The organism is Clostridium sp. UBA5119 (genome assembly GCF_002414285.1).
GTDB lineage: Bacteria > Bacillota > Clostridia > Clostridiales > Clostridiaceae > Clostridium_J > Clostridium_J sulfidigenes.
The window spans coordinates 8,463-35,058 of record NZ_DHYX01000061.1 but is presented as its reverse complement, the minus strand read 5'-3'; the positions used below and the strand labels follow the sequence as shown (position 1 = coordinate 35,058).

Here is a 26,596-nt window from a genome sequence, read left to right as displayed (position 1 = left end):
AAGTTGGAGATATTCAATCCTTCATTCAGTATGTAAGATCTTTTAATCAACCTATAGCTCAGTCAGCTCAGATAGCAAATCTAATGCAATCTACAGCAGCGGCTGCAGAAAGAGTTTTTGAATTCTTAGCAGAAGAAGAGGAAGTGCAATTTGCAGAAAACCCTGTTAAAATAAAAAATCTGTTATTGTCAGAAGATGAGGGAGAAGAAATTCAAGGTGAAGTAAACTTTGAAAATGTTCACTTTGGGTATAAAGAAGATAAGATTATTATCAATGATTTCTCAGCACATGTAAAACCAGGACAGAAGGTTGCTATAGTTGGACCTACTGGAGCAGGAAAAACTACCATGGTTAAATTGCTTATGAGATTTTACGATGTGAATAGTGGAGCTATCTTAATAGATGGTCATAATATTCAAGATTTCAACCGTCAAGATTTACGTAGTATATTTGGTATGGTACTTCAAGATACCTGGTTATTTAATGGCTCTATTAAGGAAAATATCAGATATGGTAGATTAAACGCCAATGATGAAGAAGTTATTGCTGCAGCTAAGGCTGCCAATGTGGATCACTTTGTAAAAACTTTACCTGATGGATATGATATGATTTTAAATGAAGAAGCTAACAACGTGTCTGCAGGTCAAAAGCAATTAATTACTATAGCTCGTGCAATTCTTGCAGATCCTAAGATTCTAATTTTAGATGAAGCCACTAGTTCTGTAGATACTCGTACCGAGGTTTTAATACAAAAGGCAATGGATAATTTGATGAAGGGTAGAACTAGTTTTGTAATTGCTCATAGATTATCTACTATAAGGGATGCAGATTTAATCCTTGTAATGAAAGATGGAGATATAGTAGAACAAGGAAATCATAATGAGTTACTTGCAGCTAATGGCTTCTATGCAAACTTATATAATAGTCAATTTGAAGATATTAAAGAAGATGTAGTTTAATAACTAAATAAAAAGTAAATAGAGTTTTTAGACTAAGATAGAGTTTATTCAATCTGAAGTTTATTGACATAGTTTTTAATAACTAGCTTAAATTAAGCAAATTAATTTGAGTTAGTTATTTTTATTTTAGAGATAAGTATAACCTAGTATTTAGGAAATAATAATAAAGTAATTAATTAAATATATAATAAATATAAGTTCATTTAATATATAAATAATTAATAGATAAATATGAAAAAGATGATATAATTACCATTAATAAATGTGTAATATTAAATATGCTAAAAAATAATTATAGTAAACTGAATAAAACTCATGTTTATTAAATATATGGAATATTAGAAGGAGATTTATCATGAAAGCAAAACAGGTTTTAGATATAGCTCTTTCAGCAGGCGAACTACTTATTAGTAATGGGTCAGAATCCTATAGAGTAGAGGAAACTATTGAAAGGATATGTAAAGCATATAATTATAAAAGTGAATGCATAACTACAGGAAAAGGAATTTTTATATCTATTTTAGAGGAGGATCAAGAAAAGGTTACATCACTAAAAAAGGTTAGAAGCAAGAGTGTTGATTTATATAGCATAGAGCTAGTAAATAGTTTTTCTCGAAGCATCGAGTCAGAGAAGATTTCCTATGAGGAAGCAATGGAAAGACTAGAAGATATAAGAAAAACGCCTACTTTTAAATTACCTATTAGAGTGTTAGCTGGAGGAATGACTTGTTTTATTTATTCATTATTTTTCAACGGAACAATTTTTGCAGCCTTTATATCTGCGATTATTGGTATGATAATATATTATATGGTAGATAAGGTATCCAATGTAGGGTTTTTCCAATTTTTTATCTTCTTTTTCTCAGGATTTCTTATAGCTAGTATAAGTATTTTATTTGAAAATATTATAACTATAGTGAACAAGGACAAGATTATACTAGGGTCTATTATGGTACTATTACCTGGTGTAGCTCTTACTAATGGAATAAAAGATATAATTTATGGTGATTTTACATCAGGAATTTCAAAGGTAGGTGAGGCAGTTTTAATAATTACAGCAATTGGTTCAGGAATTGGTACTGCATTAGCCTTTAGAAATTTTCTAGGAATCTTTTAGATATAATATATTTAAGTGAAAGTAGAGGCTATGTTATGATTAGACAAATTGTTTTAGCGTTTTTTGGAAGTGTATTTCCGGCCATATTATTTAATATAGATAGAAAAAAAATAGTTTGGGCTGGGATTTCAGGAACTCTTGCATGGATAAGCTATTTAATAGTGTTCAACTATGGAGGAAGTGTAATTATTTCTACTTTCATGGGAGCATTTGTAGTAGGAGTTTATAGTGAAGTAATGGCAAGAAGGTTAAAGGCTCCAAGTATGCAGTTTTCAATACCAGGAATATTCCCGTTAGTACCAGGAGTTATGGCCTATAATACAGTATTATATATAGTAGCTCAAAATTATGACCTTGCTTATAGCAGTGCAATGAAAACTATTATAGTAGGTGGAGCTATTGCCTTTGGAATGATGTTATCTTCAACTACTTATAAATTTTTTAGTAAAATTCAAAGAGATATAGAAACAAAGAAAACAGCATAAAATAAAATATTAGGCTATGTTTTAAACTGTTGTTAAAACATAGCCTATATTTAAATTAAGTTTAAATTTATACTTAATTATTGAGCCTTCTTTTCGTTTGCCTTGTTATTTTCAGGGTTACACTTATTATCACACTCTGGTTTTCTCATATGGTTTCCAGGAGTCTCTGTATTTTGTTTTTTCTCATCAGTTTCGTTTAGGGTTGGTTTCTTTTCCTCTTCTTTAGGAGCTTTTTCATTCTCAGGCTTAGACTCACTTATAGTTTGCTTCTTTTCATCAGTTTTTTTTGTCTTTTCTTCTTCCTCAATCATAGTTGGTTTCTTTTCCTCAGTGGGTTTTTCATCCTTAGATTTTTCTGCTGGAGTCTCTATAGTAGTCATTTTTTCACTATTAGAATCCATTGCTATATTATCATATCCAAAGGCTACAGTAGAAGAAGTCATGATGGTACCAACTAATGTTAGCATAATTAAAGATTTTTTCATTGTAATACACCGTCCTTTTAAAGTATTTACTTAAATTATTAAGTATGAGTATATTTGATGAGAATAACAAGAATAAGGGTAAGCTATTTAAAAATAAAAGGTTTAAGAAAACTCGACTTTAGTTTATCCTTAGAAGGAAAAAATATGTTATTAAAAATTTTCCATTAAAAATGTGGATAATAATAAATTAAAAGCAAATTTGAAAATTATAGTTTTTATGTTATAATGAAGTTAATTTAATAATTATTTAGCTAGGGGTGCCTAATGCTGAGAGAAGCAATAATTGCTTTAACCCTTGAACCTGATGTGGATAATGCCATCGAAGGAAAGCTTTAAAAGATTTTAATAATAGCTTATTTATAAAAATGTTTATAAATATTTGTTTTATGAATTCATCCAAAGGCTTACCTTGTGTAAGCCTTTATTTTTTTAGATAAGAATTAATAAGGGTTTGTGAAAAAATATGTAAGCAATTATTTTCTCCTAAAGGAAGGCACTAAATTATTAAATTAAATAATTATTGTACTTAGGGAGGAAGAAAGTATGAATTTTACAACACAAATGGATGCTGCTAGAAAGGGCATTGTAACAAGAGAGATGGAGATTGTAGCTAAGTCAGAGAATATGGATGTTCAAGAGTTAAGGGCTTTAGTAGCGGAAGGGAAGGTAGCTATACCTGCTAATAAAAATCATAAATCCCTTGTACCACATGGAGTAGGTCAAGGTCTTAAAACTAAAATAAATGTAAATTTAGGTATATCCAAAGATTGTGGTGACATAAATAAAGAAATGGAAAAGGTAAAAGTTGCTTTAGATATGAAAGCAGAGGCTATTATGGACCTTTCTAATTATGGAAAAACTGCAAAGTTTAGAGAAAAGTTAGTAGAAATGTCTACAGCGATGATTGGAACAGTACCAATGTATGATGTAGTTGGCTTTTATGATAAGGAACTAAAGGATATCTCTGTAGATGAATTCTTTAAAGTAGTAGAAAAACATGCACAGGATGGAGTCGATTTTGTAACTATCCATGCAGGACTAAACAGGGAGACTATAAATACTTTTAAAAGAAATAAGAGGATTACTAATATAGTTTCAAGGGGAGGATCTCTTTTATTTGCTTGGATGGAATTAAATCAGAGAGAAAATCCATTCTATGAGTATTTTGATAGATTATTAGATATATGTGAAAAATATGATTTAACTTTAAGCTTAGGAGATGCATGTAGACCAGGTTCAATAGCTGATGCTACAGATGCTTCACAAATTAAGGAGCTTATGGTATTAGGTGAGCTTACAAAAAGAGCTTGGGAGAGAAATGTACAAGTTATAATTGAAGGTCCAGGACACATGGCTATTAATGAAATAGAAGCTAATATGTTACTTCAAAAAAGACTTTGTCACGGAGCACCATTTTATGTTTTAGGACCTTTAGTTACGGATGTAGCTCCAGGTTATGATCATATAACTTCTGCCATTGGTGGAGCTATTGCAGCAAGTTATGGAGCAGACTTTTTATGTTATGTAACTCCAGCAGAACATTTAAGACTTCCAAACTTAGATGATATGAAGGAAGGTATAGTAGCAGTAAAAATTGCGGCTCATGCAGCGGATATTGCTAAAGGAATTAAAGGTGCATCAGAGTGGGATAATGAAATGAGTAAGGCAAGACAGGAACTTGATTGGGAGCAGATGTTTACCTTAGCTTTAGATGAAGAAAAGCCAAGAAAATATAGAAAAGAATCTACACCTCATCATGAAGATAGTTGCACTATGTGTGGTAAAATGTGTTCTATGAGAAATATGAACAAGATTCTTAGTGGAAAAGATATTAACCTTTTAAGAGAAGATGATTAATAATTAATAAAAGGACACTATTAGAAATTAAGCTTTCATTGGTAATTTAAGCTTAGTAATTTTAAGAGTGTCCTTCTTTATATATTTTTATGTTTAATAACTTGAATAATATAATTAATAATAAAGTAATAACTGTTTTAAAGTTTAAATTATTAATATATATCTGCAGCTACTAAGTTCACTGAATCTATTGAATTTAGCGTCAATTCATCTTTTAAGGTATTTATTAATGTAACTTTATCTCTTCCAGATTCTTTAGAGCTATATAATTGTTTGTCTGCAATTTCAATCATATAGTCAGTTGACCTAAGAGAGGAAAGGTTTCCATAGACTCCACCAATACTAACAGTAATTACAGAACTATCATTATCATGAGTAGATTTTATTTTTAAGTCCTTAACTTTAGAACTGATTAGATTACCTAGGTAAATAGCTTCATCATAGGTTAAATCCTCAGCAAGATATATAAATTCTTCTCCACCGTATCTACCACAAAAATCGTGACGGGAGGTAGAAATGCCTTTTAAACATTGAGCAATACTAGCAAGACATTTATCACCATGCATATGTCCCCAATAATCATTATATAATTTAAAGTTATCCACATCTATCATAAATAAAACCATATTATTTTTATTGAGTTTAGAATATTTCCATAGTCTACTAAACATTTGGTCAATGGCATGTCTATTTGAAATTTTAGTAAGAGAATCTTTCAATGCTTTAAACCGTAAATTCTTATTCTCATTTTTCATATATTGTAGCCTTTTATTTTGGGATTCTATTTCCATTTCTAGTTTTTGATTTATTATCTTAATTTGTTCTAATTCTTCAGCTTCTATAGCATGATTACATTGAATTCTTATAATTTCTAGTTTAGATTTCATAGTAGATGAAGAAACTTCTTCCTCTGAAAGATGGTACTGCCTGTAGTATTCTAAGGCCGTTTTAAAATCTCCTAATGATTCGTAGTATTTAGAAAGCTGCAAATGTATTTTGCTAAGCTTATGTTTGGAATTAAGTTTCTCAGCACAATGTATAGCTTTATTTAAATAGTCTAGAGCACAATTAGAAGAAGTAGAAAGCTTTAAAAAACCAATGTTAAAGTATAAATCTATGATATAGAATTTGTTGCTAATGGTTTCTAAGTGTTCTAAGGATTTATTATAGTATTCCATGGCTTTATCAAACTCTTTATTTTTAAAGTGAATGAAACCAATGNNACCAATGTTATTTTCTATTTCACCTAGAAGTATAAAGTTATTAAATTCAATAGCTATATCATAGCTTTCAAAAAATGTTTTTAAAGCTTTATGGTAATTATTCTTCTCTAGAAGAACTTGTCCTATATTAAATAAAATAGATGCAGCGAGTGAAGTATAATTAAACTTTTTAGCTTTAGCTAAAGCTTTCTCATAATATTTTAAGGCTTTATTATATTGGGTAGTTATCCTGTGAATCTCTGCCATGTTATTAAGGGAACATGTGTGAATAAAGCTATGTTTATCATCAATACACAAATCTAGAACTCTAAGACAATTTATTAAAGAATCCTCATAAAGTCCAACGTGAAAATATGCGCAACTTAAAAGATTTAAAGCTACAACAATGCCTTCCTCTTCATTTAATTCCATAAATATATCTAGAGCATGATAACCATATTCTACCCAGTTGGCAAAATTTGATAGTGACCTGTAAGTTAAGGCAAAATTAATAAAGCAATAGCCCATTGCAGATTTATTATTAAATGCTTCAGCTAATTTAAATGCTTCTTTTGTTATTTCATAAGCTTTTCTAGGATCGCTATGTACAATAGTTTTTCCATCATCAATAAGTTTAAAAAGTTCTTTTGAGTTATTATTCATACTAAACAACCTACTTTTCTTAGAATAGTTTAATTATAATTTGAATTTAAACTTATAACTGAGTAACAAATGAATTTTTAACCTTGTGGTTACAATAATATAATAACATAAAATTAGATGAAAAATAATATAATATATATAAATTACTTAAAAAAATTAAGTAACTTAAACCTAAAAATAATTATATGTTGAATTTAGTTTATTTGGTATTAATCACAATATTTTTTTAATCTTTCAAAGTCTAGAATGACTATTTTTTTAGATGTACTTGCTAATATTCCTTGGGATTTTAACTCGTTAAGAACTCTAGTAACAGTAACTCTAGAGCAACCGATTAAATTTCCTAATCCTTCATGAGTAAGTGGGAGACTTAATTCAATTGGATCATTACATTTAGAATAATTATTTATAGTTTGAGCAACAATTCTACAAAGAGCAGAGCAAATTTGAGCTCGTGGTGATCTCTTTAAAAGGTCTCCCATCTGAAATAAAGAAATTTGATATTTTCTTAATATGCTTTGAATAAAATACTCATAATTTTTAGGTTTATCATTTAAATAATTATATAAAGTTTCATTATCGATAAATGAGATTGAAGTATCTTCTAATGTAACTGGAGTAATGCCTATATGAGATTGATGAAATAAACTTTCTTCCCCATATATTTCTCCTGGTATTAGAAAAAATAAAATTTTTTCAAGACCCTTTTTAGTATATATACAAACTTTTACTTTCCCTTCAATAACTATTGAAAGCTTACCACCAGGAAAGTAATCTATATGGTCATTTTTTTTATAATGTTTTATAATTCCTAAAGGAGCAAGTTCTTCAAGAAAAAAAGTTCTCATTTTTTCTTGTGGAATGTGTTTAAAGTATTCTTCGTACATATATTAAATCATCCTTTTCAATGTAATAGAGTAATAGTTAATATTTTATACCAAATTTAATAAAATAACATCTAAAGTCTAATATACCATTAATTTTATAGGAATTACGTTGAACTTAAATTTTATTCACTGGTATTATTTTCATTTTTAGTATTAGTTTCATTTTCTGGAATTGCAGAAGCAAAAGTTGAGAGGTTAGTACCTATAGCTTGAAAAAGATTTCCTAAAAGGTTAACTTCATCAGAAGTTCTATTTTTAGCGATATAGATAGATAGTATAGCAGCTGCTATAACTAATTCTTCAGGGTTTAGATTAGAAGACATAAATTCACCTTAAGAAAATAATTATTATTTTATATATTATGTAATAGAAATGAATATGTCAATAAATTTAAATATAATTTTAGTTTAATACAATAAAAAATCTATCAAATAAATGATAGATTTTTCTATTTATATTATTATAAGCTATTCATATACTTTTTCCAATCTCCATGAGGAATGTAGATTGCATGTGAATTAAAACTTTTATCATTTTCATCTACGTATTTGTATACATAACAATTTTCAATGGCCTTTGTTTCAAGATTTTTGACATTTATAGTAGTTCTCGTATATTCATTGATTGATATATCTTCAAAGGATCTGAACCCCTCCATTTGATCTAAGGAAACTATATCTTCATAAAAATCTTTTAGTGCCATAATTTCTCCAATAACAGTATCTTCTCCATCTAGTAAAGCAGGATATCCCTTGTGAGAAAGATGAAAAAGCTTTCCCGTTACTTCCCCTAGAGAAGCTGGAGATACTTTATTTTTTAAGTATTTATCATAGTTAAAGAAACCTTCTCTTAAGCTTCCATATACAAATACTTTTTTTTCTTCTGTTGGGTATATCATTAGCAGATTGTACCTCCTATAGTTTTAATGTCTTTATCTCCATTATTAACTAGGGCTTCTATACAAAGCTCAAGACATTTTGAAATATCTTGAAGATTCATATAAGGTGTATTTGGCTTTGTAACCACTTGATTTGGTATATATGGAACGTGAATAAATCCACCTTTCATATGAGAGTACTTTTTATCGATAAGATAAAGTAATCCATACATTATGTGGTTACAAACAAAGGTTCCAGCAGTATTAGAAATTGCAGAAGGATAGCCATTATCTACCATGTTTTTAACCATTGCTTTTATAGGTAAGTTAGAGAAATAAGCATTCTCTCCATCATCTTTAATTTTTATATCTATTGGTTGATTTCCTTCGTTATCTTTAATTCTAGCATCATCTATATTAATAGCAACTCTCTCTGGCATAACTGAAAATCTACCACCTGCTTGTCCAATGCATATAACTGCATCGGGATTATGATTTTTGATAGAGCTTTCAAGGGCCTCTATTGATTTATTAAAGACAGTAGGAATTTCTACCTTTATAACTTCTACGCCAGCAATATTATTAGGAAGTAATTTTACTGCTTCAAGAGCTGGATTTATAGGTTCTCCTCCAAAGGGATTAAAACCACTTATTAAAACTTTCATATATATATTTAATGAAGCATTAGCTTCATTAAAATTCACCTCCTTTAGTTATATCTTATATAAACTTTTAAAATGCTAAGAAATACATTAAAACTATGTGCACTAATAGTAGTGTCATAGCCACAGGAAATTGACGTTTAATAATTGCGTTTTTGTCATCTATTTCCAGAAGAGCTGCAGGCATAATATTAAAATTAGCTCCCATTGGTGACATTAGGGTTCCACAATATCCAGCAGTAAGAGCTAAGGCACCAGCAACTACTGGATTAGCCCCCTGTGCAAATACAAATGGAATTCCGATACCAGCAGTGATAACTGCAAATGCAGCAAAGGCATTTCCCATGATCATTGTAAATATAGCCATACCTATGCAGTAAGCAGCTACTCCAATTAAAAGATTTCCTTCAGGTATGAAGCTTGATATACCATTAGCAATAACAGTACCAACTCCAGCAGCTGTAAATAGTGAGCCTAATGCAGTAAGAAGTTGAGGTAAGATACTTACAGGTCCAACAGAGTCAATCATTCTAGCTCCGTCCTCTAAAATGAACTTTGGATTAGCTTTTGTGATAATTAAGGTTACTATAGTTGCTATCACAGCAGCTATACCAATAGCAGCTGTTCCGCTAATAGAAGTAAATTGTGCTATTCCTAGAGCTACAATTGCGATTACTAGAGGTGGTAAGAAAACTTTATTTTTAAGTTTTCCAGATTGAGTTTTAGCGAACTCTCCATCAAGAGGTTTGTTAGGTAGCATTTTAACTTGCTTAGAAACGGTCAAGCAACCTAAGGCTATTATTAAAATCCCAACTATATTAGCTGGGATATAAGGTCCAGCTATGAATATAATACCTAGAATTGACCAAAATATTGAAGTACCAATTCTAGCTTTATGATCTTTATTTGTAAATGTATAAACTGATAGGGAAATCATTAGGAAGCCCACTAAGGCATAAAAGATTTCCAATAAAAAATTTGATAGTGCTGCCATATCCATAAACGATTCCTCCTTTAATTATCTTTTTTAGAATATTTTTTAATTAATGATTTATCTAACAAATGATTTTGCACTAATACCATTATAAATAGTATTACAGCTATTGGGATAGAAGCTTTAGCTACATCAAGGGCATCTACTACATAGCCTTGTTCCTGAAGTGTACTGGTTATTAGAAGTACTCCTGAGCTGGCCATAAATAAGTTTTGTCCAAAGAAGTTACCATAGTTGTCCATAGCAGCAGAAGAAGCCTTAATTTTATCTTCATCTTCCTTATCAATTTCTCCAAAGTTGCTAACGGCAGCACCTTGTGCCATAGGGTTAACAAGAGGTCTAACAAATTGAGGATGTCCACTCATTCTAATAGAAAGGGCAGCTGCCACTTGTCTAACTAGGGCATAGACACTTAAAAGCTTTCCAGCAGAAAGAGATTTAGCGTTACTTATAAGAGTTGCAGCTCTTTCTTTAAGTCCATATCTTTCACACATACCAATTACAGGTAATGTTAATATGAATAATGTTATGGCTCTTTGAGATACAAAAGTTTGTCCTAGAGTAGTCAATATTTCGTTAATACTCAAACCAGCAACGAGCCCTGTTAAAACCCCCGCAGAAAGAACTACAGCAATAGTATCGAGTTTTAACGTAAAACCAATGATAACAATTATAATACCGATTAATTTGATCATTATTATCCTTCCTCCCATAAATTTATATAATTTTTTTAAATTATACACTATTATGAAAAGTAAATATGTATACAGGTATACAAAGAAAGGATAAATATTAGATATAGATGAGGTTGATTAGATAAAAATAAAGTTTAATCATTATGCATGAATAACTATTTTTATCCATATTGTATTAGTAGTTATAGTATGATAATATTAGTCTAGTAAAATGGAATAATTAATATTTATAGTATGTTTTTAGGGAGATGATAAGAGTATGGGAAAAATTATACTTACAATAGTAATAACAGTATTGATGCTCCTATTTGCAATTTTCTATTTTGGAGGTATCGTATTTGTTACCTTTGCAGAAGGAATAAAGTTATTGCCAATAATTTTGCTTTTAATTGCCATAGGTATAGGAGGAGCAATTATTTATAATATGATAGAAAGAATAAAGGAAATAAAAGGGGGAGACGAAAATGATATTAGTAAATACTAATTACATTGCAGGAAAAGAGTTAGAAATGTTAGGAATGGTTAAAGGGTCAGTGGTTTGGTCTAAAAATATAGGTAAGGACATTCTTAGTGGTCTTAAAACCGTTGTAGGTGGAGAGATAAAAGGTTATACAGAAATGATGAATGAAGCTAGAGCCATATCTACAAAGCGTATGGTTGATGAAGCAGAGACTATGGGTGCTGATGCTATAGTAAATATAAGGTATGCAACAAGCTCAATAATGAATGGTACATCTGAAGTTATTTGTTATGGAACTGCAGTAAAATTCAAATAAAAATTATCTGAGATAGACTGAGTCAAATAAAAAATTTTGACTCAGTCTTTATTATTTATTGGCAAAATTAATGTTTCAACACGATATTAAAGTAGGACTACTAATATTCTTATAGCTTGTATATTATATTTATGTAATTTTAAATAGAGTCTAGAAATAAAAAGTTTAAATCTTTTTGTATAAATAAGCGTATATAAATAAAGGATATTTCTTAAGATATAGATATTAAGATTTAGAATATAAGTAAAGAGTTAATACGTTCTTAGATAACGATCTCCCCTAAAGGACAACGACTTNNACTCCCACTTTTTAGAGTGGAGTTAAGAGTTTTTACGTCCTTAGATAACGATTTCTTCTAAAGGACAACGACTTCTAAGTATGAAATAAATTGATACTTAGAAGTCTGTTAGTAAGCTTCAATGGGATAAAGTTACATATGAGGCAAAGAACTCTATTTATATGAAATATGGAGGTATATATATGAAAAAGAATAAATTAAAATTGTTATGTGGTACTTTAGTTTTAACTACGGTAGTACTTTTTTCAGGGTGTAATAATATAAATACAGGTGAAAGTGAAAAAGACGAGAAAACTGTTGAAGTAGGAAATATAGAAAATCAAGATAATGATGAAATTTCCGCAAGCACAGAAGATAAAGGGGAGATTATTAAAAAACCTAGTGATTCTGCGAGGGAGCTTGAGTTTAAGGATAGTTATGAAAGATCTCCATATTATAATTCAAGTAAAAAATATCCTATTATCACTATTTGCAAATCAAAAGAATGTTTGAAGGAGCATGAAGGGAAAGTAAAAGGACTTACTGTAAGCATGCTGTCATGTGTAAACGAAAACCGTGACGTAGATGCAAGTAAATATGATGATGAATTTTTTTCTAAAAAAGCTTTAATTATTGTAACATTAGATGAATCAAGTGGATCTGTGAGGCATAAAGTAAAAAAGGTAATTAAAGAGGGTAATAATATTTCTATAGCAATTGAGAGAATGGTTCCTGGAATTGGAACTGCAGACATGGCAGAATGGAATATATATATTGAGTTAAATACTGAAGACGTAGATGAAAATGATATAGTGAATCTTGGTTTGACTAAAGGTCTAAACTAGTTCTTAAATTTATGGTGAACATGTAATTATATTAAGATTCATGCTCACCATTTTCATGTAATTATTTATAGTTCATATTTCTTTTATAGTTGAAAATTATAGAAAAGGTGAATTACTTTATAATAAATGCGCTATAAAGATGGAAAAAGGTATATAATAAAAGGTAGAGTAAATTTATTGAAAAAGCAAGAAATTTTAATTAGGAGAATTGTGAGAATGAAGTTTGATTTAGAGTTGAGAGAGATAAAGGATATATGTGGAAATGTTATTTTTAATAGAGCCATGGATATGTACCTTAGAAATAAAGTTAGAAGTATAAGGATCAATGAAAACTCTATAAATATATTATCAGTTACAGCCATAGTACAGTCAGCCTATGATGTAAATAATTATAAAACTAGTGTACTTATAAATAATAGAAATTTTAAATTATATCCCAACTGTAGTTGTGAAGCATTTGCACAATATCATATGTGTAAGCATGTAGGAGCTGTACTTATAAAGTTAAATAAGGAAGGTATAAGAGGACGGGGTATAAACATTCCTAAGTCTGGAGAAGAAGAGCTTCTTGAAATCTATAAAAGCACCTTTGACAAGACAATTAGAGGAGTTGAGAAGGAATCTCTAAATATGAATATTACCTTAGTGGTAGAGGATGAGCACTACGGAAGTAAGAAAAAAAGTTTTTATTTAGAGTTAAAGATAGGAACTAGCAGATTATATGTGGTAAAAAATATTCGTGAACTTATGGAGTGCATGTATACAAGTGGTGGAACTATTAATTTCGGAAAAGAGCTTCAGTATAATAACACTAAATATATGTTTAAAGATAAGGATCAAGAAATCATGAATATTATAAAGGAAATTTATGATTTAAATTTAGAAGTAATGAATAGGGTATATACTAATCGTTCTATATTCTTTAGTGGAAAAAGGGTATTTCTTTCAGAAGGTCAACTTAAAAATATTCTAACCATTAAAAATGGCAATACCATCAATTTAGAATATAAGGGAGAGCAATATAAAGATATAACTGTTTCATTAGGAAATATGCCTACTAGTTTTTATATGTTCATGAAGGGAGACAATCTAAATATAGATATGAATGGTGAAATCTCACAGGCCATTTGTGAGAATACAGGACTTTATTGTTTAAATAATACTTTATATCTATTGTCTGAAAAGGAAAAAAGTGATTTTATCCCACTTCATAGAGCATTTACGAAATCAAAAAATAATACTATATCCTTTAAAAAAAGTAGTATTAATGATGTGGCGAATTTTCTTCTACCTAAATTAAATAGTATAAGCCCCATTGTTATTAAAGATGAAAGTGTAAAGGAACTTATAAAGGAGGAGCCTTTAGTAACAGAATTTTATTTAGATAAGGATAAAGATAGAGTAACTTGTGATGTGAAATTTAATTATGGAGAAGAAAGCTTTTATTATAGTTTAGAAAATGAAAGTGAAAATATCAAAGAAGAAAATCAACAATTATTAAATGAAAAAGAAGTGGGGGTATCTGAAGATATTAGTGAAGATATAGTTATTAGAGATTTAGTGAAGGAAAGAAAGACTATAGAGAAGCTTTATGGACTTGGATTTAAAAATATAGATAAAAGTTTTTATATTGAAGATGAAGACGAATTAGTAGAGTTTTTAACCTATGGTGTGGAGGAATTAGCTGAGGTAGGAGAGATTTGCTACTCTGATAGCTTTAAGGAGATAAAAATATTAACGCCTAAATCCTTTAATTCTAGCATTCGATTAAATGATTTAGATCTTTTAGAGTTTAATTTCAATATTGAAGGAATTTCTAAAGAAGAATTGAAAGCAACTTTAACTTCTATTAAACAGAAGAAAAAATACTATAAACTAAAGAATGGTTCTATAATTCCACTTCAGGGCAGTGAAATTAAAGATATTTATTCTGTTATTGATAACTTTGACATATCAATTTCAAAGTTAGCTAGTGGAAGTGTAGAAATACCTAAGTATGCATCCTTATATATAGATGAAAAGATTAATAAGGGGGCATTGAATTTTATCACAAGAAATAAAGGTTTTAAAAATCTTATAGATAATATAAAAGATGTAAAAAGTAATGAATATAGAGTTCCAGGAGAACAAGGTGCAGTATTAAGAACTTATCAAGAAATTGGATTTAAGTGGTTTAAAACCTTATCTCAATGCGGATTTGGTGGAATTCTAGGAGATGAAATGGGACTTGGTAAAACCCTTCAAGCTATAACATTTATAAATTCAGAAAAACTAGAAGGAAATTTGAAAAATAAGGCACTAATTGTATGTCCTACTTCATTAGTTTATAACTGGGTTATGGAATTTGAAAAATTTTCTAAGGACCTAAGGATTGTAGCCGTAAGTGGAAGTAAAGCAGAGCGAGAAATATTAATAGAAAATATTGAGGAGTACGATGTAATAATTACATCTTATGCATTAATAAGAAGGGATTTTGAATATTATGAGAGGATGAAATTTGATATTTGTATTATCGATGAAGCACAATATATTAAGAATCCAACTTCTTTAAATGCAGAATCTGTGAAGTCAATTCAAGCTAAGAGTAAATTTGCTATGACAGGAACACCAATAGAGAACTCACTTACAGAACTTTGGTCTATTTTTGATTTTATAATGCCTGGATATTTAAAAACCCATGGAAAGTTTAATAAAAATTTTGAATTGCCTATAGTAAAAGAAAAGGATGATAAAGCTTTAGAGGAATTATTGAAGCTTATAAAACCATTTATTTTAAGAAGATTTAAAAGGGATGTAGCTCTTGAACTACCACCAAAGATAGAACATAAAATAGTGGTGGACATGACTTCAGAGCAGAAAAAACTATACTATTCTTATGTAGATGCCTATAAAGAAGAGATGGAGCAAGAAGTAAAGGAAAAAGGCTTTAACAAAAGTAGGATGAAGATATTATCGCTTATTACTAGACTTAGACAAATCTGTTGTGATCCCGCTTCATTTATAGAAAATTATAAAGGCGATAGTGGAAAGTATCACGCTCTTTATGACATTTTGGAAGAAGCTTTAGAGAATAATCATAAGGTACTATTATTTTCTCAGTTTACTACAATTCTAGGGAGTATAAGAGAAAAGTTAAATAAAAAGGGTATAAACACTATGTATTTAGATGGTTCTGTTCCATCTAAAGATAGGATGAACTTAGTTAAAGAGTTTAATGAGGGGGAACCATCAGTATTTTTAATTTCTTTAAAGGCTGGGGGAACAGGACTTAATCTTACATCAGCTGATATGGTAATACATTTTGATCCATGGTGGAATCCAGCGGTGGAAGAACAGGCTGAGGATAGAGCACATAGAATTGGACAAATAAATACTGTGGAGGTAATAAAACTTATAGCCAAGGGAACTATAGAGGAGAAAATTTACAATATACAAGAAAAGAAAAAAGAAATCATAGATAAAGTAATAGATGGAGAAGAACATACGGAATTAACCTTATCTTCTATGAATGAAAAGGAACTAGAAGAGTTATTTTCATAATAAAACTCTATCTGAAAAGTGTTTACTACAGCGTATTTTAATAAGATAATTACCAATTAATTATATTTAGATAATGAAATTTTTAGGTTGTCGAAATAAGTCATTGAAAATATAAGGGATATGAAGTATAATTATATTGTGAAGAATAGTGTTTAGATATAAGGTACTTAAAGTTTACAATATGAGAATTTAAAGGTTAAGAATTATCTTAGCCATAATTATATGTTATGTAATAAATATATTAAGCTGTATTTTTGCAAGGTTAAGATTTTTCTAACCTTGCATTAGTACTTAAATAGACAATTTAATTTAGGAGGGAGATACTACATGGGTAGACAAAATGCACTAGGTGAAGAAAAAATCACAAAATTATTACTTAAGTTTTCTATACCAGCCATCATTGGGATGTTGGTTAACGCACTATATAATATTATAGATAGAATGTTTATAGGACACATTCCAGAGGTAGGAAATTTAGCAATTACAGGTATTGGAGTAACTATGCCAATATCAACTATTATATTAGGCTTTGGTATGTTAGTTGGAATAGGTACTGCTACTACTATTTCCATTAGATTAGGACAAAATAAGAAAGAAGAAGCAGAGAAGATTCTAGGAAATGCTTTTACTTTAATTATAATCATTAGTTTAGCTATAACAGCTATAGGATTAATTTGGGGAAAGGATATACTAAGAATGTTTGGAGCTAGTTCAAACACCCTAGTATATGCTGAAGAATACATGCAAATTATATTTATAGGTACTATATTTAACATGTTAAGTTTTGGACTTAACCATACCATAAGAGCCAGTGGTAGTCCTAATATAGCTATGGCATCTATGCTTATAGGTGCGATTACAAATATAATTCTTGACCCAATATTTATATTTTTACTAGGAATGGGAGTTAAAGGAGGAGCTATAGCCACAGTAATAGCCCAAATTGCTTCAGCTATATGGGGGGTAAGTTTCTTTTTAAGGGGAAATGCTAATCTTAGAGTTAAAGTTAAAAACTTTAAGCTAGAAAAAAAGTTGATACTAGCTATATTTGCTATAGGTATGTCGCCATTTAGTATGCAAATTGCTGCAAGTATAGTTCAAGTAATATCAAACAATGCTTTAAGGAGTTATGGTGGAGATTTAGCCATAGGAGCAATGACTATAATAAGTAGCATAACTATGATAATTCTTATGCCGATTTTTGGATTAAATCAAGGAGTACAGCCTATTATTGGATATAATTATGGAGCTAAAAAATATGATAGAGTTAAGGAGGCTATGAAGTATCCTCAAATAGCAGCTTTAATTATTGCTACCATAGGATTTTTAATGGTAGAACTTATTCCAGGAGTTTTAATAAAGTCATTTAACTCAGATCCACATCTACTTTCAATAACAAAGTATGGAATGAGAATTTTCCTTTCTATGATTATTTTTGTAGGACCGCAGATAATAAGAACTAATTATTTCTCTTGTATTGGAAAAGCTAAGAAATCCATGTTTTTAAGTTTATTAAGACAAGTAATACTTTTAATACCATGCATTATAATTCTTCCTTTGATACGACTTCCTAATGGAGAAACTCTTGGATTAACAGGAGTATGGTTGGCAGGACCAACTAGTGATTTTATATCTGTTATAATCACTAACTTTATCTTTAAACATGAAATAAAGAAGTTAGATGATCCTAACGTAGAAGATGGAGAAGTTATGGGAGAGGCCATTTAAGTTTCTTAATTTATATAAATGAAAAAACTGTTAGCATAATAGTATGTTAACAGTTTTTTTATATTAAGAAATCTTTATATTTTAATTATATGTCATATAGCTTTTAAACTATAGAAATACCACCTTCAACAAGAATATGTTGAGAAGTTACGTAGCTAGAAGCATCTGATGATAGATAAATAATTGTTCCATTAAGTTCACCTTTTTTACCTGGTCTTCCGGCAGGGGAAATAGCATTGTAAGCTCTAAGAAAAGGTTCATGCTTAAAAAGAGTATTTTCTGTCATCTCAGATTCAAAAAGGCCAGGACCTATAGAATTAACTGTAATATTATCTTGCATATAGCTTGCAGCCATACCCATAGTTAAGCCTCTAACAGCTGCTTTAGAAGTATTGTAGGAGTGACGGAAAAGAGAAGGATCTTTGTCTGCAATAACAGCATTTATAGAAGCTATGTTAACAATTTTGCCATATTTCCTGTCTCTCATATGAGGAACTACATATTTACTCATTAAGAAAATTCCCTTAACGTTAATGTCCATAACTTTATCCCAAGCTTCAACAGACATATTTTCAACAGAACCTGCAGTTGCAACTCCTGCATTATTAAGAAGAATATCAATTTGTCCAAAGTACTTCATAACTTCGTCTATTGCTGCTTTAACACTATCTTCATTAGCAACATCACATTGAACAGCTAGAGCTTTTCCACCATTATTTTGAATTTCTTTAACTACATTATCAAGTTTATCTTTTCTTCTTGCAAGTAGTGCAACACTAGCACCATACTCAGCATAAGCTCTAGCGGCATCAGCTCCTAGTCCACTAGAAGCACCTGTAACTATAGCAACTTTACCAGTAAGATTGAATAAATTGTTCATAACATCAAATCCTTTCTAAAATATAAATATATTGTAAATATTATCAATAAACAAATATTATTAATGGATATTTACTTGCTATAATAATATAGTAGCATAAATATAATATATTGTAAATTAATTAATTATTTAACAAGGAACTATAATGCTAAATTACATTTAGTATTATATTAGTCTAAGAGATTAATTGGTATTCAGTTGTAGATTTATAATACAAAATATTCTATAATTTTAATATACTCTCAAGTGTAAGGAGTTAGTTTTGAGGAGGAATGTGAATGATTAATATTCGTAGAGCTAAAGAAGGAGAAGCTAGTATTTTAATAAATGTAGGTGAAACGTAGTTAGAGTATTTTTTCATTAATTCTGATTATATAGGAAAAGGGTATAGAAAGTTATTATGGAATCATGCAATTGAGAATACTAAGAGTCTTAACATAAAAGAACTTGAAATAGTAACAAGTCCAGAAGCTATAAATTTTTATATAAAGATGGGTGCTGTAAAAAAAGGAGAGATAGAATATCTTGTGAAGGTAGGACGTAAAATTCCAAGACTAATTTATAATGTAGAGAAATAATCGTTCTCTAAATAAATGATAATTGTGTTATAACGAAACTATAATTAATATATTAAAATAGTGAAGATATTATAAGGAGGAGTAGAATTGAAATTTAAAATTAAAATTCTTTTAGGAATATGCTTAATGTTATTATTATACACTTTTAGTGGGTGTACATTGGATACAGGGAAAGCAGATATTTATGATAATAATGAAAAAATTGCAAAAGATGGAGATAGCTATAGCTATGTAGGTAGGAATGAATCGGGTTCTAAAAATGAAATTACCGTTAAATATGGGAAGTTTTCAGGAGCAGATACAATTTGGAATATAGAATCAGAGGGACAAGGTGAAATTACCATTAAATATGATTCAAAGGTTGAAAGTGGTGATTTTAAAGGAGTTTTAGTTAGTCCAGAAAAACTGGTGGAGGATATACTAGTAGGCACTGAAACCGGGGAAAGAACAATAAAATTAACAGAGGGAAAATATAGATTTAAATTTGTAGGAAATAAAGCAAAGGGAAAGATTGAAATTTCAATTAAAACTGAAGAGGATGAACAGGTTAAGATAAGAAAAGTAGATAATGATTAGTATTAAATCGTTTATAAGGGCCATATGAAAATAATTAAGTTAGAAATCTTAGTTAATTTCCATATAGTCCTTATTTATATTATTACAGTTATTCTAACATAGAAAATTTATTATATAATTCTACTTTGATATTAAAGAAATCTTTTGTTTTATCAATGGTATTATCTTATTTACATCTTCTTTACCGGTATATATCACGCGCATAACACCTTTTCCTTTACAAGCATAGATTTCGTATCCATCACTTGTTTCTTGAACAATTAAAAGATCTAGCTCATCATCATAACCTGTAAACAATGATGTGAAGGTTAAAGTTACTAAAGTTGTTGAAAGTAGAATTAGACAAGAACTAATANNAATAGATACTATATAATTAAACTTCCAAGGTGCATTATGATCCACGGAGGTTCCTTGTAAAAGGCACTTTCTAAGTTTGCCTATATATATAATCTCAAACAATCCATTAATAAAGGTTGAAATAATTATTAATTGGGAGAAAAGTTCTAGATAACTCATATTTACTAAAACACTAACGTATCTTTTAGCAATAAACATAGGGATAACTGCATAAAATGCAAATAAAATCGCAAAAGAAATAAGAAGTTGTGTTAAAGCTTTTTTATAAAAAGGTTTTAATAACTGTGCATATTCTTCGGGGATAATATGAACCTCTGTGGTATTGAATTCATAGGGCGATGAGAAAATATGAAAATTGTTATAGTTTGTAACATATCCCCATCCACGAGCTTTATACATTCTAATTTGTTCTTCGCTCAATTCATCCTTTTCCTCAGACATTTCTATTCTATAGTACATATCCCTAGGTTCATCTTTATTAAATTTACCGAAATATTTCCCCATTTTTTCTATAAAAAGTCCTCTTTTAGCCATGGAATTAAGCCAGCTTTCGGTAATGCCAATTTTCCAAGGAGAGCCTGGTTTAAATTTATAAACAGATTTACTCAAAACTAAATCCTCCNNGATATTACATATTAAATAAATTATACCAGTAAATTTCATAGAAGTTAATCTAAAGTTAATGAAAGTCTATTATTGTTCTTAAAAATTAAGAGTTTATGAAATGTACATTTATTATTTCAAATTTCTTAATACTTTTTTAGACAAATAAGTAAATCTGTATAATTACATTTTAATTGTATTAAACTATAATAATAAATAAGCAATCTTCATTAATTAATTTAACTAGAAAGTTGAGGTAATTATTATGAGTAAAAAATCAAATAAAAGTAGCATAAATCCTTTAGTGGCTATAGGAGCTATAGCAGGGGCAGCGACAATAGCTACTTTAGGAGCTAAAAAACTTAAGAACAAATCACAAAGTCAAGAGACGGAAATTGAATATATAGATCATTCAGGGAAACAAGTTTACTTTGTTGGAGGAGGTTTGGCTTCTTTAGCAGGAGCAGCTTATCTTGTAAGAGACTGTAACTTTAAAGGCGAAAACATTCATATTATAGAGGGAATGCAAATTCTTGGTGGTAGCAATGATGGCGATGGAGATGTACAAAATGGGTTCCTATGTCGTGGCGGGAGAATGCTAAATGAAGAAACTTATGAAAATTTTTGGGAACTATTTTCAAGTATTCCATCTTTAGATATGGTAGGTAAAAGTGTTACAGAAGAAATACTTAACTTTGACCATTTACATCCAACTCATGCTCAAGCTCGTTTAGTAGATAAGTATGGTGTAATTCAAGATGTAAAAAGCATGGGATTCAACAATGAAGATCGTATGGCTCTTGGTAAATTAATGATTACTCCAGAAGAAAGTTTAGATGATATGACTATAGAGCAATGGTTTAGTCATACCCCTCATTTCTTTGAGACTAACTTCTGGTATATGTGGCAAACTACCTTTGCTTTCCAAAAGTGGTCTAGTCTGTTTGAATTAAAGCGTTATATGAATCGTATGATTTTTGAATTCTCTCGTATAGAAACACTAGAAGGGGTTACACGTACACCTTATAACCAATATGAATCTGTTATTTTACCGATAAAGGCATATCTAGATGAACATGGAGTTGATTTTAGTATAAATGCAACGGTAACAGATTTAGATTTTAAACCAGGTAATGAGATTACAGTAACAGCTATTTATGTAGAAGATGGAAATGGAGAAAGAGTTATTGAACTAAATGAAGGTGATGTTTGTATCATGACTAATGGTTGTATGACTGATAGCGCAACTTTAGGTGATCTTCATACACCGGCAGCTTTTGAACCTAGTGCTCCAATCTCAGGTGAGCTTTGGAGAAAAGTTGCTAATAAAAAACCAGGACTTGGTAATCCGGATCCTTTCTTTAATCATCCAGATGAAACTAACTGGGAAAGCTTCACTGTAACTTGTAAAGGAAATAAACTATTAAAATTAATAGAGCAGATTTCTACTAATATTCCAGGTAGTGGTGCTTTGATGACTTTTAAAGATTCCAATTGGTTAATGAGTATTGTAGTTGCAGCTCAACCACACTTTAAAGCTCAAACAATGGATACAACTATTTTCTGGGGCTATGGGTTATATACAGATAAAGTTGGAGATTATGTAAAGAAACCAATGCGAGACTGTACTGGTGAAGAAATGTTAATAGAACTTTTACATCATTTACATTTAGAAGATCAGATAGATGAAATTATGGAAGATGTGGTGAATGTTATTCCATGCATGATGCCTTATATAGATTCTCAATTCCAACCTCGTAAGATGTCTGATCGACCAAAGGTTGTACCAGAAGGATCAACTAACTTTGCTATGATTAGTCAATTCGTTGAAATACCAGAGGACATGGTATTTACTGAAGAATATTCAGTACGTGCAGCAAGAATTGCAGTATATACTTTATTCAAAGTGAAGAATAAGAAAATCTGTCCTGTAACTCCATATAAAAAGAATCCTAGGATACTAAAAGAAGCTTTAAAAACTTCTTATAGATAAACAGATTATCCATAGTCCATTAATGGATATTATGGATAAAAACTTCCACTAAGTTAAAAAAACTAGTAGCTTCATTTGGNNGGTGCTGAAGCTACTAGTTTTTTATATTAATATATTTATATTTGAATATGGTATTAATATCCTATACAATAAAATAAAGGAATGAGTTTGGGTCGAGAGAATTTATTTTATATGAAAGTAGTGATACGAGTGAATGATATTATCTTAATAGCAAAGCATTATTTTAAAGGGTTATCAAAAGAAAATGGTCTAACTACCAGTAAAGTTAGAGCGTTTTCATCAAAGCTATATAAAACTATAGAAGATAGAAGTATTGATAATATTTTTAATATATGTGAACAGTTACTTGATGAACATAAATGGGAATTAGGGGTTATTGCATACGATTGGGCCTATAGAGTTAGGAATCAGTATAATACTGATACATTTTTTGTATTTGAAAGTTGGTTAAAGAAGTATGTTACAGGCTGGGGAGATTGTGATGATTTTTGCACCCATGCCTTTGGAGAATTATTAAGTCAAAATAATGAACTATTTAAATATGTGATAATTTGGACAAATCATCCAAGCTTTTTTGTGAGACGTGCAGCTGCTGTTATCTTAATTTATCCTATTAAAAAAGATAAGTATCATGGAATCAATCCTTACCTAATTTCAGATATGCTTATGAAAGATGAACATCATCTCGTATTGAAAGGGTATGGCTGGATGCTAAAAGTGTTGTCACAGGTTGAAAAGGATAAGGTATATGAGTATTTATTAAAGAATAAAAATATTATGCCACGAGTAGCTTTTAGGTATGCTTTAGAGAAGGTTGATGAAGAAACTAGAAGAAGATTGATGACGAGTTAATATATATTACTATTATTGATAAGGTTATTATACTTAAAATATAAATTTTTAAATCATATTTTTGTTTGTTGACATTATCACTAATTAGTGATAAATTTAGATTATGAAAGATATAAAGAAATTAATTAAAGAAAATAACTTAGATCTATCAACTTTAGTCGTATTTACTAGGGCAGAGCATGAAATTCATAAAAGGGAGTTTCAAACTATAAAGGAAACTGGACTTACAGTTGCTCAGTTTGGAGTTTTAGAGGCCTTATACAATAAGGGAGACTTAAAAATATATGAGTTAATAGAAAAAATATTAACTACTTCTGGTAATATAACTGTGGTTATAAAAAATTTAGAGAAGGAAGGATTAGTAAAAAAGATTATAGATCCAGAAGATAAGAGAGTTGCTATAATCTCTATAACAGATAGGGGGAGAAAAATTATTGAAGACATTTTTCCAAAGCATATTGAAAATATTAGTAGGATCTTTAGTGTTTTAACGGATGAAGAAAAAATTATGTTAAAAAGTTTATTAAAGAAATTTAAAAACTTGTAATGAGTTTTTATAAAAATATATCACTAATTAGTGATAAAATGGAGGTTGTTATGTTAAAGAGAATAGATAGTAATAACATGGGGAAAAGTAACTACGGATGGTTAAAAGGAAATTTTCATTTTTCTTTTGCAGAGTATTTTAAACCAACAAATATTAATTTTGGTGTGCTTAGGGTACTAAATGATGAGGTTATGAAGGCAAATTCAGGATTTGACACTCATCCTCATAATGACATGGAGATTATAACTTACATTGTAAGAGGAGAATTAACTCATGGAGACAGTATGGGCAACATTGGAAGCTTAGAGAGAGGTCAAATGCAATATATGAGTGCTGGCACAGGAGTATACCACAGTGAATTTAATAATAGCAATGAGGATTTAAGGATTCTTCAAATATGGATTATGCCTGATAAGAAAGGATATAAACCTAATTACGGAGATTATAGATTTAATTGGAAAGATAGAACCAACAATTGGCTCCATATGGTATCTGGTACTTTAAAGGATGTACCTATAAATGTTCATCAAGATATAAATGTGTATACAACTTATTTAGAAAGGGATAAAGAGATATACTTTAATGTAAATAAAGGAAGACAGGCATACTTAGTACAAATTGAAGGTAACTCAGAAATTAATGATGTGAATTTAATTGAACAAGATGCCTTAGAAATAGTTGAAGAAAACATTAAAATTAAAGCTAATGAAAACTCACATTTAATTATAATAGAAATGAATAAAACAGAAGCACTATATATATGATAACTACAATATAAAATTTAAGAACAAAAATAAAATTATGTCTTGTGTGATGATATATACAAGATAAAAAAGGAGAGAAAGATATGAGTAAAGTATTATACATTAAAGCAAATATTAAGAAGGATGGAGAATCAAGAACTTTTAAGGTATCGGATAGTTTTATAGAGGAGTATAAAAGTAGTAATCCTAATGATGAAATAATTACTTTAGATCTATATAAAGAAAATATAGATTTTCTAAGACCAGAGGATTTAGGAGAAATATTTGGGGCTAAAAATGAAGAAAGTAAGAAGAACCCAATTCTAAAATATGCATATCAATTTGCAGAAGCAGATAAATATGTAATTGCAGCACCAATGTGGAATTTAAGTATTCCTGCAATTTTAAAAGCTTATATAGATTATGTAAGTGTTACAGGAATAACATTTAAGTACACAGCAGAAGGGCCAGTTGGACTTTTAAAGGATAAAAAAGCTGTACACATTGTATCTAGAGGAGGAGAATATGGAGACGCACCATATGAAATGGGGGATAGATATTTAAGAACAATCCTAGGATTCTTTGGAATTCAAGATATGAAGACTATTGCTGTAGAAAGTTTAGATGTTGTTGGAGCAGATGTTGAAGGGAAAGTTGAACAAGGAATAAAAGAAGCTAAGGATATTGCTAGGTTGTTTTAAAATTATATGTATTAAGAAGCCATAATTAGTTTTATGGCTTTTTTTATATGGATTGGATGTTAATAAAAAAAGAAATGTATTTACTTTATTACTCTACCATGGTAAAGTAATAAAGTAAATACATTATAATTAAGTGGGGGGACAAGCAAATGAGTAAAATATTAAGAAGTGTAATAATCTATGGAATTATTGCAGTAATGGCATTATCAATATCAGGATGTAACAATAAGTCACAGGATACAATGGATAAGGAAACACTTATAATTGGTTTTGATGATACTTTTGTTCCTATGGGATTTAAAGATAATAATGGAGAAATAGTAGGTTTTGATATTGATCTTGCAAAGGAAGTGTCAAAAAGAATAGGTAAACAAGTAACATTTCAGCCTATTGATTGGTCTATGAAAGAATCAGAACTTAACTCAGGAAAAATAGATCTTATATGGAATGGTTATAGTATAACCAAAGAAAGAAAAGAAAAAGTGAATTTTACAAATCCCTATCTGGAAAATAGACAAGTTATAATAACTTTAGCGAATTCAAAAATAAACAGTAAAGTTGATTTAAAAGGTATGAATGTTGGAGCACAAAATCAGTCTAGTGCAGTAGATGCAATAAACAAGGAAGAGGAACTTTTAAAAACCTTTAAGGATGGCAAGGTTTTTACCTTTGAAACAAATAATGAAGCATTAATGG

26 protein-coding genes, 1 pseudogene and 1 riboswitch are annotated in these 26,596 nt (G+C 29.6%); of the genes and pseudogenes, 17 read left to right on the top strand and 10 right to left on the bottom strand.

The genetic code is table 11. The annotated features are described in order from the left end of the window. The 3 genes from B2671_RS10125 to B2671_RS10115 form a co-directional block, all read left to right on the top strand. The coding region (locus B2671_RS10125) for an ABC transporter ATP-binding protein (RefSeq protein ID WP_346870298.1) at positions 1–959 on the top strand (959 nt) is incomplete at its 5' end. Positions 960–1,314: 355 nt separating this feature from the next. Beyond that, on the top strand, positions 1,315–2,076 hold the full coding sequence (locus tag B2671_RS10120; RefSeq protein WP_346870297.1) for a threonine/serine exporter family protein: 762 nt from the start codon (positions 1,315–1,317) through the stop codon (positions 2,074–2,076). A 5-nt stretch (positions 2,077–2,081) separates the two neighbouring features. Further along, positions 2,082–2,561, top strand: a complete 480-nt coding sequence (locus tag B2671_RS10115; protein WP_346870301.1) for a threonine/serine exporter family protein — start codon at positions 2,082–2,084, stop codon at positions 2,559–2,561. Positions 2,562–2,638: 77 nt separating this feature from the next. On the opposite strand, the gene B2671_RS10110 is transcribed toward B2671_RS10115, so the two are convergent. Then, complete coding sequence (locus tag B2671_RS10110; protein WP_346870296.1) at positions 2,639–3,046, bottom strand: hypothetical protein; 408 nt, start codon at positions 3,044–3,046, stop codon at positions 2,639–2,641. 243 nt (positions 3,047–3,289) lie between these two features. Further along, a riboswitch (TPP riboswitch) is annotated at positions 3,290–3,391 on the top strand. Between the two features lie 198 nt (positions 3,392–3,589). Here B2671_RS10110 and thiC point away from each other — a divergent pair. Beyond that, entirely contained in the window at positions 3,590–4,903 is a 1,314-nt protein-coding gene (gene thiC / locus B2671_RS10105; RefSeq protein WP_346870295.1) for a phosphomethylpyrimidine synthase ThiC, read from the top strand. A 152-nt stretch (positions 4,904–5,055) separates the two neighbouring features. Here thiC and B2671_RS10100 read toward each other — a convergent pair whose 3' ends face one another. From B2671_RS10100 to B2671_RS10070, 7 genes are all read right to left on the bottom strand, one after another. After that, positions 5,056–6,537 (bottom strand): tetratricopeptide repeat-containing diguanylate cyclase, encoded by a 1,482-nt coding sequence (locus tag B2671_RS10100; protein ID WP_422653236.1) that lies wholly within the window; start codon positions 6,535–6,537, stop codon positions 5,056–5,058. 440 nt (positions 6,538–6,977) lie between these two features. Next, on the bottom strand, positions 6,978–7,655 hold the full coding sequence (locus tag B2671_RS10095) for a Crp/Fnr family transcriptional regulator (protein WP_346870293.1): 678 nt from the start codon (positions 7,653–7,655) through the stop codon (positions 6,978–6,980). A 122-nt stretch (positions 7,656–7,777) separates the two neighbouring features. Then, positions 7,778–7,978 carry a hypothetical protein gene (locus B2671_RS10090; RefSeq protein ID WP_346870292.1) on the bottom strand — a complete coding sequence of 67 codons (201 nt, stop codon included), beginning with the start codon at positions 7,976–7,978 and terminating at the stop codon, positions 7,778–7,780. 137 nt (positions 7,979–8,115) lie between these two features. Then, a complete protein-coding gene (locus tag B2671_RS10085; protein ID WP_346870291.1) occupies positions 8,116–8,553 on the bottom strand; it encodes a gamma-glutamylcyclotransferase family protein in 438 nt (145 codons plus the stop codon). Next, a complete protein-coding gene (gene pcp / locus B2671_RS10080; RefSeq protein WP_346870300.1) occupies positions 8,553–9,197 on the bottom strand; it encodes a pyroglutamyl-peptidase I in 645 nt (214 codons plus the stop codon). Before pcp ends, B2671_RS10085 begins: the two co-directional genes overlap by 1 nt. A 67-nt stretch (positions 9,198–9,264) precedes the next feature. Further along, entirely contained in the window at positions 9,265–10,194 is a 930-nt protein-coding gene (locus tag B2671_RS10075) for a DUF979 domain-containing protein (protein ID WP_346870290.1), read from the bottom strand. 14 nt (positions 10,195–10,208) lie between these two features. Further along, a complete protein-coding gene (locus tag B2671_RS10070; RefSeq protein ID WP_035131935.1) occupies positions 10,209–10,880 on the bottom strand; it encodes a DUF969 domain-containing protein in 672 nt (223 codons plus the stop codon). Between the two features lie 262 nt (positions 10,881–11,142). Between B2671_RS10070 and B2671_RS10065 the strand changes: the two genes are divergently transcribed. The 5 genes from B2671_RS10065 to B2671_RS10045 all read left to right on the top strand — a co-directional run bounded on the left by B2671_RS10065 (position 11,143) and on the right by B2671_RS10045 (position 18,049). After that, on the top strand, positions 11,143–11,367 hold the full coding sequence (locus tag B2671_RS10065; protein ID WP_346870289.1) for a hypothetical protein: 225 nt from the start codon (positions 11,143–11,145) through the stop codon (positions 11,365–11,367). Next, positions 11,348–11,659, top strand: a complete 312-nt coding sequence (locus B2671_RS10060) for a YbjQ family protein (protein WP_346870288.1) — start codon at positions 11,348–11,350, stop codon at positions 11,657–11,659. Before B2671_RS10065 ends, B2671_RS10060 begins: the two co-directional genes overlap by 20 nt. Positions 11,660–12,139: 480 nt before the next feature. Further along, positions 12,140–12,781, top strand: coding sequence for a hypothetical protein (locus tag B2671_RS10055; RefSeq protein ID WP_346870287.1), 642 nt, complete (start codon positions 12,140–12,142; stop codon positions 12,779–12,781). Between the two features lie 216 nt (positions 12,782–12,997). Then, positions 12,998–16,321, top strand: a complete 3,324-nt coding sequence (locus tag B2671_RS10050; RefSeq protein WP_346870286.1) for a DEAD/DEAH box helicase — start codon at positions 12,998–13,000, stop codon at positions 16,319–16,321. Positions 16,322–16,648: 327 nt separating this feature from the next. Beyond that, positions 16,649–18,049 (top strand): MATE family efflux transporter, encoded by a 1,401-nt coding sequence (locus B2671_RS10045; RefSeq protein ID WP_346870285.1) that lies wholly within the window; start codon positions 16,649–16,651, stop codon positions 18,047–18,049. Positions 18,050–18,152: 103 nt separating this feature from the next. Here the strand turns inward: B2671_RS10045 and B2671_RS10040 are convergent, their stop codons facing one another. Further along, complete coding sequence (locus tag B2671_RS10040) at positions 18,153–18,929, bottom strand: SDR family NAD(P)-dependent oxidoreductase (protein ID WP_346870284.1); 777 nt, start codon at positions 18,927–18,929, stop codon at positions 18,153–18,155. A 356-nt stretch (positions 18,930–19,285) separates the two neighbouring features. Here B2671_RS10040 and B2671_RS10035 point away from each other — a divergent pair. Together B2671_RS10035 and B2671_RS10030 are read left to right on the top strand one after the other, a co-directional pair. Continuing rightward, a pseudogene (locus B2671_RS10035) lies at positions 19,286–19,507 on the top strand (GNAT family N-acetyltransferase); the annotation flags it as partial. Positions 19,508–19,594: 87 nt separating this feature from the next. Continuing rightward, positions 19,595–20,083 (top strand): hypothetical protein, encoded by a 489-nt coding sequence (locus B2671_RS10030; protein WP_346870283.1) that lies wholly within the window; start codon positions 19,595–19,597, stop codon positions 20,081–20,083. A gap of 120 nt (positions 20,084–20,203) precedes the next feature. On the opposite strand, the gene B2671_RS10025 is transcribed toward B2671_RS10030, so the two are convergent. Further along, positions 20,204–21,103 (bottom strand): DUF2812 domain-containing protein, encoded by a 900-nt coding sequence (locus B2671_RS10025; RefSeq protein WP_422653235.1) that lies wholly within the window; start codon positions 21,101–21,103, stop codon positions 20,204–20,206. 205 nt (positions 21,104–21,308) lie between these two features. Here B2671_RS10025 and B2671_RS10020 point away from each other — a divergent pair, with 205 nt between their 5' ends. From B2671_RS10020 to B2671_RS09995, 6 genes are all read left to right on the top strand, one after another. Continuing rightward, on the top strand, positions 21,309–23,036 hold the full coding sequence (locus B2671_RS10020) for an oleate hydratase (protein ID WP_346870281.1): 1,728 nt from the start codon (positions 21,309–21,311) through the stop codon (positions 23,034–23,036). A gap of 210 nt (positions 23,037–23,246) precedes the next feature. Further along, positions 23,247–23,909, top strand: coding sequence for a DNA alkylation repair protein (locus tag B2671_RS10015; protein WP_346870280.1), 663 nt, complete (start codon positions 23,247–23,249; stop codon positions 23,907–23,909). Positions 23,910–24,012: 103 nt separating this feature from the next. Further along, positions 24,013–24,456: a MarR family transcriptional regulator gene (locus tag B2671_RS10010; protein WP_346870279.1), complete on the top strand. Its 444-nt coding sequence runs from the start codon at positions 24,013–24,015 to the stop codon at positions 24,454–24,456. 50 nt (positions 24,457–24,506) lie between these two features. Then, positions 24,507–25,220: a pirin family protein gene (locus B2671_RS10005; RefSeq protein WP_346870278.1), complete on the top strand. Its 714-nt coding sequence runs from the start codon at positions 24,507–24,509 to the stop codon at positions 25,218–25,220. Between the two features lie 83 nt (positions 25,221–25,303). Beyond that, positions 25,304–25,900, top strand: a complete 597-nt coding sequence (locus B2671_RS10000) for an FMN-dependent NADH-azoreductase (RefSeq protein WP_346870277.1) — start codon at positions 25,304–25,306, stop codon at positions 25,898–25,900. 149 nt (positions 25,901–26,049) lie between these two features. After that, the coding region (locus B2671_RS09995) for a transporter substrate-binding domain-containing protein (protein WP_346870276.1) at positions 26,050–26,596 on the top strand (547 nt) is incomplete at its 3' end.